Raw genomic sequence first — 7,280 nt, forward strand, 5'->3', positions numbered from 1 at the left:
TAACACCTACTTTTATAAAATATTATTTCGTTGATTGTTTCTTATTTTGTATAATCAACAGAATGACAGACAATATTGTTATTCCCAATAATGTGGCTGAAATAGGACGAGTGAAAAAGGGAGTTAATGTTTCCTCTAGTTCAAAAGCACGAAAAATATTTGTCTCCAATGAAGGTCCAAGCACTACTCCTAGAACCAAGGGAGCGAGTGGCACCCCAGCTTTGTTAAACAAATATCCTACAATACCAAAGACTAATAGTGTCCATACATCCAGCATAGAATTATTTAAAGCGAAAGCCCCTACGGAAGACAGCATAAGAACAACTGGAACAATGATGCCCTGCGGTATCTGGGTTATTTTTGCAAAATATTTTATAAGTAAAGCCATAGCGAGAACCATTACAATGCCGCTAATGATAATAGTCACATATATGCTCCCCACCAACGCTGGTTGATCTTGAAACAGTCTCGGACCAGGGTTTATCCCGTGTAAAATTAAGACACCAAACATAACAGCCATCGTCAAACTTCCTGGTATTCCTAAGGTCAAGGTTGGTATTAAAGCCCCTCCGATAATCCCGCTATTTGAACTTTCTGCCGCAGCTATTCCATTAGGGATTCCTTTACCAAAATCATTTGAGCGCTTTGAAAACTTCTTTGCTTGATCATAACTCACAAAATTTGCTGCAGTCCCGCCTACTGCAGGAATGGAACCTATAAAACTTCCAATCAAAGAGGACCGAAGCAGATTTAATTTTTGCCCTGATATATCTTTTAAAATTTGTAGATAAGGAATGGACATTTTTCGATTCATTTCTTTTAGCTTTTCTAAATTCTTGCTATCATATTGGGACTCTTCTAAATTTGTAAGAAGTTGCGAAAAAGCAAACGCTCCTATCAGCACAGGCAGCATTTCAATACCCCCGTTAAGAAAATCATTACCAAAATTAAATCTGATTTGTCCTGAGGGCGCCGAACCGGTTGTCGCAACTAAAAGTCCAATCATTCCAGTGATGATTCCTTTAAATAATGCCCCAGTTGACAAGCTTCCAACCAGTGTTAAGGCAAATATAATTAGCATAGATATTTCCCAGGGCCCAAACATCAAGCTAAATTCAGCAACTAATGGTCCAAAGACCACAAGTATGATTACACTTAAAATATTTCCGATAAAGGAAGATAACACCGCTATTCCAAGAGCACGACCTGGTTCACCATTTTTAGCCATGGGATGTCCATCAAAAACTGTAGCAATAGAAGAAGGAGTCCCAGGTATACCAAGTAAAATTCCAGTGATGATTCCTCCCACATATCCTCCAACTACAACTGAAATCATTAAAGCCAGTCCACTAACCGCATCCATTCCAAAAGTAAAAGGAAAGGCAAGTACGACACCCATCGTTACTGTGAATCCAGGAATTGCCCCCGAAATTATACCGGATAATGTACCAATAGTAATTAACAGCAATACATGAAAAGAAATAACTTCTTGAAACCCAAGAAGAAAAAAGTTGTCCAAATTTGAAAACTCCCTTCAGTGTTGTTTTTAATTACTTTCTCTTATATTCTTTTAAGGAAGCCTTACTCCTAATACTTCTGTGAACACAATAAATATAAAGAAGGTTGCTACAAAAGTAACTGACACGTTAATTATGTATAATTTAATACTTTTCATTTTCATTAACAGGGTTTGACCAATAAATAAAAATATTAGACTAGAAATAATAAACCCCACGTTATTTAACAGAAAAATATAAAGGGCAAATAAAACAAACACGAAAAAAGTTTTATAGTAATAGGAAAAAAAACTCCTCCAATTAAAATGTTTCTTTTCTTTATTTTCTTCTTGAGTTTTATTACTTATAGCTTTCATTACAATTTCTTTCATTATATATACACCAGTAAGACAAGCTAGTACTGCTAATAAAATTCTTGGATAGACTTGTGGGCCTACACGTAGAGTCGACTCTGATGCGAACCGAAAAGTTTCCATATACATCAATATACAAAAAAGCAAAATACCAATTGCAAAAGCCAGGTTCTTTTTGAACATGTTTTTGTAACTCCTTTGATAAAAGCCTTGAGCAATAAAAAAGAAAAATGCTTTCATTACTCAAGGCCCGCTATTATTCTAATTCCATCGATTCGGACAGTTCGATTAATTCTTGTTCTTTTTCCTCCACGAAATCAGAATATTCTTCTGAAGGTATGTGACGTACAATAGATCCTAAATCTTCTACAATTTCCTGAACTAACTCTGGATCGTTTGCCGCTTCTCCAAAAGCTTCTGATAATGAATGAACGATCTCATCTGGAGTACCTTTGGGAAGAAAAACACCACGGCTTGTACTATGTGTCATATCAATGTCTTCTTCTATAAAAGTAGGTATATCTGGATATGCATCTAAACGCTCTTCGCTGGCAATTCCAAGAGCTGTAAATGATCCTTCTTCAATTTGTTCACCAGCCGAAGGTACATTACCCATGGTTCCTTGGATCTCATTAGCTGTGACTGCCTGAATGGCATCTCCAGTGCCTTCATAACTAACTAAGTTTAAAGCATCTGACTCAATACCTGCTTCGTCCATCATCATTGTAATAAAGTAGTGTGAAGTAGAACCAGGAGTGTAGCCCCACGACACCTCGCCAGGATTATTATTTACATAATCGACAAATTCTCCTAACGTTTCGTATTCATTCTCAGAATTTATAACGGCCATATTTGGAGTCTCAGTAAGCAGTGATACAGGTTCGAATGCATCAAAAGAATAGTCAACAACCCCTTGAATATTAGCAGTTGCTATCACATCATGGCTTGCTAGGAAGGTATATCCGTCAGGATCAGATTTTCTTACTTCTTGTGAACCATTTGTAGATGTTGCCCCCTCCATATTCACGGGTACTATTTCTTGACCAAGGTGCTCCTCAGCATATGAAGCGAAAACTCTGAAAATAACATCAGTAGCTCCTCCTGGAGAATAAGGAATTACCATTTCTAATTCTTCTTCTGGATAATTTGAAATTTCTTCTTCACTTAATTCGACGCTATTTTCTTCTGATTCATCGTTAGTTCCAGAGCCATTCTCCCCAGTGATTTCTCCCCCTGTATTATCTTCTCCATTCCCACAACCTATCATTATCATTGCCAACAAACAAATAGATCCTGCTAACCAAACAAATTTTTTAGACAATTTACTGTCCCCCCTAAGTATTTTTCTTCTTCATCATCATATCAACCTATTTTAAAAAAATTATTACAAGTTTGTTTTCAACCCTCCTACAATAATAATTCCTAAACTTTCAATTTAGAATTTAACAAATTTTTTGATTTTAAAATAAATTTGGTAATTACCTGGTTTTTTCTAAAAGTTATTTATTCGACATTATCATTTATAACATGTCAAGTCAATCAAGTTTCTTATAAACTTTTGAAGGAAATTTAACATAAATAGTTTCTTTTTGTATTTTCTTTGGTTAACATATACATATCACAAAAGACATTTAATTTTATTAGGAGGTCAAAAATGAACCTAGCAAAATTTCCTCGCAGAATTTATACCGAAAAGGTTACACCCATTCAGTTCCTTCCTCAATTGTCAGAATTCTTAAACGGGCCAAATGTGTATATAAAAAGAGACGATTTATTAGGGTTAGTCGAAGGGGGAAATAAAACCAGGAAGCTTGAATTCTTAATTGCGGATGCGTTAGAACAGGGAGCAGACACCGTGATCACCTGCGGAGCTGTACAATCAAACCACTGCCGTCTTACTTTAGCTGCTGCAAATAAAGAAGGGCTGAAGTGCATACTCGTTTTAGAAGAGCGTGTACCAAAAAGTTATAATCCAAACGCAACAGGTAATAATGCACTATTCAGTCTTCTTGGCGCTGAAGACGTAAGAGTCGTACCAGGGGGATCGGACATGAATTTTGAAATGGAAAAAGTGGCTTCAGAATTATCCATTGTAGGACGAAAAAGTTATATCATTCCAGGAGGGGGTTCTAACGAAATAGGAGCTACTGGTTATGTTGCATGTACGCAGGAAATATTACATCAAACCTTTCAATTAAACTTAAATATTAATCATATCATTACAGCAAGTGGCAGCGGTGGTACGCATTCAGGTTTAATCGCAGGCCTTTCAGGTTTTAATGCATCTATCCCTGTTACTGGTATAAACGTAAGTAGAAAAAAAGAAGAGCAGGAAGAACTTATTTATAATTTATCAAACCGTACGGCATCGCACATTGGAGCAAACAAAGTAATCGACAAAAAGTTAATACATTGTTTTGATAATTATGTCGGAAAGGGATATTCTATCCCAACCAGCGAAATGAAAGAAGCAGTTCAAGTTCTTGCTAGAAAAGAAGGCATTTTGTTAGATCCTGTTTATTCTGGAAAAGCTATGGCGGGGTTAATAGATTTAGCAAGGAAGGATTATTTTAATAAAAATGATAATGTTCTTTTTATACACACTGGAGGCTCTCCTGCTCTTTATCATTATTCCGATGTAATGTTTTAATCTAAACAGCTGGACTGTGAAGTATGGGATATGGGCCAGGGTGAATTGAAAAGACTCCCTCGTTTTCTTAACAAGCTGCGGAAAAAGAAGTCAGATAAGATCCTGCAGGCCGGAGCCCAAAGCGGCTTGATGATTTCTCCGTGGGAACCTTGCCTGCGCAGGGCTCACCGTCCTCTTTATTCAAAGTACATTATAAATAACAAGCTCCACTAAGTTCTTTATACTTTTTCAGTAGCCTCTTTTCTTAAATATCACCATTTTTTTCGCAGCTTAATGGATAGCCCCCATTTAACAATCACTCTCCGGATTAGAACCAAGAAAAGTCACGTTTACTTTTTCACGGCAACGTCCGTTCAAAGACCGTCAAGCATGGCACTACTGATAAAGCTAGAAATTTAGTAATACACTAATTATTTTATTTGAATGAAAGGCAGGACCGATAAGGACAGTACTTTTTATTGCTTGGACGTCCTAACGTTTTTTCTCTGTTTTCATTTTTCTACAGGATAGGCATAGGTAACATAGCGATCCGGGGCGAATCCGACGTAATCAAACGGGTAACACGTACTCCCCACCAGTACTTCTTCCGAGCTTTCTCCTATAATGGAGGTATCTTCTTCCGGTACAATGGTTTTTTCCTGATTTCATATTCATATTTTCCATATGGCATTTCAACAATGTAGCGATCTCCCGTTTCAAATTCGCCGAAATTGCGGAATACCGTATCCCGATGGCCGGATAATACAATTTGGTTGCTCTGACCGGGAAATGCGGTGATAGCAACCTCATCAATTCGATTTTTTGCTTCTATCATTGCTTTACTTTGAGCCTGGTGATGATCCCAGTATTGATAACCAAATATCCCTATGAGAAGAAATCCTGAAATAATGAGTAAGTTTCCAAGTATTCTTGCCATCCCCTCCCTTCTCCTTCAAGGCGAGGTAGACCCACAATATTCCCATGATCAGATAATGTCTTCCTTATTCCCTGATAATAACTAAAGAAAATTGTATTTATTAAATTACTTCGTTATTCCACACTCCTCTCCGAGATAATTAATGCTTTACTAATCTAAATGTTTCTCGGACCATTTCAGAAATCCTTTTTTCTACGGTCCTAGTCTTTTCGTTATCATTGCAAAAAAGCGATTGTTGCTCAATTTCTTGAAAGATATAACTTTAAAACGACAATCTTGTAAGATAGGTTTAAGACAATTTTCTCCTGTAATCATTACTCTGCCTATGCATCAGTTCTATATGTGTACCTGTATGTGCACCTTTTGCTCCAATATATATTAATTTTTAATTAATCGTATTAAAAAAGATCAACTACTTCGTAGAAGAATCAATAAATCCAAAATCCGTGTTTCTCCTTCCATGTTCATCATTTCCACTAATACCTAACCCCCAATGTTTGTATTTTAGGTTCTAAGTCAATTGTTGGGGTGGAGGCCGTCGGCCTCTGCCCCTTTATCCTACGCTGATGTCCTGATGCTTCATTTGATGATGTAACAGAATTTTGCTCCGTAATCGATCATATCGTTTGAATCCAAAAGCGTTTCGCTTTATAACCTTGGTTTGGTTATTCAGCCCCTCAACAGGACCGTTCGTATAGCCGAATGTAAAACTGTTCAGAATCTCGTGCTGCCAATTCTTCAGCGTTTCAACAGCTTTCTTTAATTCAGGGAGACCAGAGGTCTCCACTTTCTTTGATGTCACGTCCCGGATGGTCTTTTTTCCGTTTGGCTTGATCAAACCAGGAACGAAACATTTCTTTCAGCTGGTAAGCATCTGTTAGGTCATTGGATAAGTTCAAATACCGCTCTAAATACCAATGCTGCTTCTCACTCAGGGTCTCAAGGGGTTTGTGAAAAACATGTTTCATCCGTTTGCACTTCTTGCGGTCATATTCATGAAAGTCTTTCTGGACATTACGGCGAATCAGATCCAGGGCCCAGTAAATATAACGACAGAAATGAAAGCGGTCTGCAATAATAATCGGAGATCCTAATGCCTGTTGGACAGCGGATTTGAAGGAAGGGCTCATATCCATGACTACCATCTCCACGTTCGCCCCTTTTTCCCGTAAATACTGTTTAACGGTAGCGGCGGTTCGATCCGGCAGAATATCAAGAGGTTCCCCGGTGCTGTCAGCGATAAGGACTTGATACTTGCCTTTGTTGGTATCCCCCTTATATTCATCGATGGCGAGGACCTCCGGCAGTTCTTGGACTTCCTGGATCGTTAATGCTGCCAGACGGTCAAACCGACGCATGGCGGTTGATGAGGACGTATGAAACTTGCGGGCGGTATCTTTAAAATTCTTGCCCTGAATCGTTCGAAGTCCTAATGCTTGATTCCATTCGGTCGTATGGCGTTGATAACGCTTCACAACACGGGTCTTTTCAGGGAATTTCTTTCCACAGGGGCACACATAGCGCCGCTTTGTAACCGTCAAGTTAATTTGAACAGTTTTTGCTCATTTATTTTGAACACTTTTTTCATCGAACAACGTTTCACGGTATTTGATACGATGGCTGCCGCCGTCTAAATGAATAACCTCTGATCGATGAAGAAGGCGATCCAGGATCGCCGTCGCAATCCCCTGATCTCCCAAAAGCTCTCCCCAATTCTCCGGCCCCTTGTTGGAAGTTAGAATAATGGAACTTCGTTCATATAGATGATTGATGAGATGGAAAAAGAGATTCGCTTCGTGATGGTCCATCGCCATATACATTAAGTCATCCATGATGACGAGATC

At 38.2% G+C, this 7,280-nt stretch carries 6 protein-coding genes and 1 pseudogene; 1 reads left to right on the forward strand and 6 read right to left on the reverse strand.

The window, feature by feature from the left end:
• Positions 1–22: 22 nt before the first annotated feature.
• The 3 genes from G475_RS0102060 to G475_RS0102070 are packed head-to-tail and all read right to left on the reverse strand — an operon-like array spanning position 23 to position 3,191.
• Entirely contained in the window at positions 23–1,519 is a 1,497-nt protein-coding gene (locus G475_RS0102060) for a tripartite tricarboxylate transporter permease (protein WP_026699833.1), read from the reverse strand.
• A 51-nt stretch (positions 1,520–1,570) separates the two neighbouring features.
• Positions 1,571–2,110 carry a tripartite tricarboxylate transporter TctB family protein gene (locus G475_RS0102065; RefSeq protein WP_035709797.1) on the reverse strand — a complete coding sequence of 180 codons (540 nt, stop codon included), beginning with the start codon at positions 2,108–2,110 and terminating at the stop codon, positions 1,571–1,573.
• Between the two features lie 16 nt (positions 2,111–2,126).
• A complete protein-coding gene (locus tag G475_RS0102070) occupies positions 2,127–3,191 on the reverse strand; it encodes a tripartite tricarboxylate transporter substrate binding protein (RefSeq protein ID WP_051302070.1) in 1,065 nt (354 codons plus the stop codon).
• 333 nt (positions 3,192–3,524) lie between these two features.
• Here G475_RS0102070 and cuyA point away from each other — a divergent pair, with 333 nt between their 5' ends.
• Entirely contained in the window at positions 3,525–4,520 is a 996-nt protein-coding gene (gene cuyA, locus G475_RS0102075; protein WP_026699836.1) for a D-cysteate sulfo-lyase, read from the forward strand.
• A gap of 598 nt (positions 4,521–5,118) precedes the next feature.
• Here the strand turns inward: cuyA and G475_RS24075 are convergent.
• The 3 genes and pseudogenes from G475_RS24075 to G475_RS0102090 form a co-directional block, all read right to left on the reverse strand.
• Positions 5,119–5,436: a sortase domain-containing protein gene (locus G475_RS24075; RefSeq protein WP_026699837.1), complete on the reverse strand. Its 318-nt coding sequence runs from the start codon at positions 5,434–5,436 to the stop codon at positions 5,119–5,121.
• A 553-nt stretch (positions 5,437–5,989) separates the two neighbouring features.
• Positions 5,990–6,980 (reverse strand): annotated as a pseudogene (locus tag G475_RS24080) (ISL3 family transposase); the annotation flags it as partial.
• An 18-nt stretch (positions 6,981–6,998) separates the two neighbouring features.
• Positions 6,999–7,280 (reverse strand): ATP-binding protein (locus tag G475_RS0102090; RefSeq protein WP_026699838.1); only part of this gene is annotated, 282 nt, incomplete at its 5' end.

The sequence above is a fragment of the Salibacterium aidingense DSM 18341 genome (assembly GCF_000429685.1).
GTDB classification, from domain to species: domain Bacteria; phylum Bacillota; class Bacilli; order Bacillales; family Marinococcaceae; genus Salibacterium; species Salibacterium aidingense.